The sequence below is a fragment of the Microbacterium sp. genome, assembly GCF_031178525.1.
Taxonomy (GTDB): Bacteria; Actinomycetota; Actinomycetes; order Actinomycetales; family Microbacteriaceae; genus Microbacterium.
In genome coordinates this window covers 1-2,322 of record NZ_JAPSJA010000339.1, presented here as the reverse complement: position 1 = coordinate 2,322, position 2,322 = coordinate 1, and the positions used below count along the sequence as shown (strand labels likewise).

Genomic DNA, 2,322 nt, shown 5'->3' with positions numbered 1-2,322 from the left:
CGAGGTCGATGAGCTTGATGCCGATGAAGGGGGCGATCACGCCGCCGAGCCCGTAAACGAGCAGGTTGCGGCTGAGGATCGCGGAGGCGCTGCGGGGCTTGTACTCCACGCCGCGCAGGGCGAGCGGGATCAGGAACACGATCACGATCGCGTTGAAGACGATCGCGCTCGTGACCGCCGAGGCGGGCGAACCGAGCTGCATCACGTTCAGCGCAGCGAGGCCCGGGAAGGCGCCCATGAACATCGCGGGGATGATCGCGAAGTACTTCGCGATGTCGTTCGCGAGCGAGAACGTCGTCAGGGCCCCGCGTGTGATGAGCAGCTGCTTGCCGATCCGGACGATGTCGATCAGCTTCGTCGGGTCGCTGTCGAGATCGACCATGTTGCCCGCCTCCTTCGCGGCCGACGTGCCCGTGTTCATCGCCACGCCGACATCGGCCTGCGCGAGCGCGGGCGCATCGTTCGTGCCGTCGCCGGTCATGGCGACGAGGCGGCCGCCCTCCTGCTCCTTGCGGATCAGCGCGAGCTTGTCCTCGGGCGTCGCCTCGGCGAGGAAGTCGTCGACGCCCGCCTCCTTCGCGATCGCGCGCGCGGTAAGCGGATTGTCGCCCGTGATCATGACCGTCCGGATGCCCATCTCGCGCAGCTCGGCGAAGCGTTCGCGCAGGCCGTCCTTCACGATGTCCTTCAGGTGCACGACGCCGAGCGCGCGTGCCGTGCCGCCCGCCCTGACCGCGACAACCAGCGGCGTGCCGCCGTCTTCGGCGATCCGGTCGGTGATGTCGGTGACGGCCGCGCGCAGACTGTCGTCGACCGCGCCGTCGAGCTCGAGCCAGGCGAGCACGGCCGAGGCGGCGCCCTTGCGGATCTCGGTGCCGTCGGCGAGATCCAGCCCGCTCATGCGGGTCTGAGCCGTGAACGGCACCGGCACGCTGCCCGCGCCCTCGTCGAGGTGAACGCCTCGCACCGCAGCCAGCTCGACGACCGAGACGCCCTCGGGTGTGGGGTCGGCGAGAGAAGACAGTGCGGCGGCGCGCGCGAGCTCGGCCTCGGTCAGCCCGGGCAACGGGACGAAGGCGCTCGCGCGGCGGTTGCCGTGCGTGATCGTGCCGGTCTTGTCGAGCAGCAGCGTGGTCACATCGCCCGCCGCCTCGACGGCGCGGCCGGACATCGCGAGCACATTGCGCTGCACGAGGCGGTCCATGCCCGCGATGCCGATCGCCGAGAGCAGGGCCCCGATCGTCGTCGGGATCAGGGTGACAAGCAGCGCGATCAGGACAGGGATCGACACCGTGCCGGTGACGGCGGACGCGATCGGGTTCAGCGTCAGCACGACGACGACGAACACGATCGAAAGGCTCGCCAGCAGGATGCCCAGGGCGATCTCGTTCGGCGTGCGCTGGCGCGACGCGCCCTCGACCAGTGCGATCATCCGGTCCACGAAGGTCTCGCCGGGCTTCGAGGTGATGCGCACGACGATCCGATCGGACAGCACGCGCGTGCCGCCCGTCACGGCGCTGCGGTCGCCGCCGGATTCACGTACGACCGGGGCCGATTCGCCCGTGATGGCCGACTCGTCCACGGTCGCGATGCCCGCCACGATGTCGCCGTCGCCGGGGATCAGCTCCCCGGCCGTGACCACGACGACGTCACCGAGCTTCAGCTCGGATGACGCGACCTCGACGGTGCCGGTATGCGCGGCCGCAGGATCGCTCTTCTCGTCGTAACGGATGACGCGGTGCGCGGCCGAGGTGCTGCGGGTCTTGCGCAGCGTCGCTGCCTGGGCCTTGCCGCGCCCCTCGGCGACCGACTCGGCGAGATTCGCGAACAGCACGGTGAGCCACAGCCACACCGCGATGCCCCACGTGAAGCCCGCCGGGATCTCGCTGCCGCCCGACCGCTCGGCTCCGCCGAGGAAGGGCTCGGCGATCGCGACGACCGTGGTCAGGACGGCGCCCACCCAGACGATGAGCATCACGGGGTTGCGCCACTGGTCGGCGGGGTTCAGCTTGCGCAGTGCGCCCGGCAGCGCCCGCAGGATCTGGGCTCCGCTGAACGCCCGCGCGGAGCGCGGAGGGCTCGGAGCGAGATGTCCCGCGACGGGCGCCGGCGTGTTCTGGAGTGTCGTGGACATGGGTCAGACGAGCCCTTCCGCCAGCGGAGCCAGCGCGAGAACGGGGAAGTAGGTGAGTGCAGTGATGACGACGGACACGACGCCCAGCAGGCCGACGAACTGCGGCCCGTGCGTCGGGAGCGTGCCGGTCGTCGACGGCACCGGCTTCTGCGCGGCGAGCGAGCCGGCGAGCGCCAGCACGAGCACGA

2 protein-coding genes are annotated in these 2,322 nt (G+C 70.7%); both read right to left on the bottom strand.

Annotated elements, in window-relative coordinates:
• On the bottom strand, nt 1-2,134 hold a 2,134-nt coding region (kdpB, locus tag RIF89_RS14080), incomplete at its 3' end, for a potassium-transporting ATPase subunit KdpB (protein WP_309069706.1).
• A gap of 3 nt (nt 2,135-2,137) precedes the next feature.
• The coding region (locus tag RIF89_RS14075) for a potassium-transporting ATPase subunit KdpA (protein WP_309069705.1) at nt 2,138-2,322 on the bottom strand (185 nt) is incomplete at its 5' end.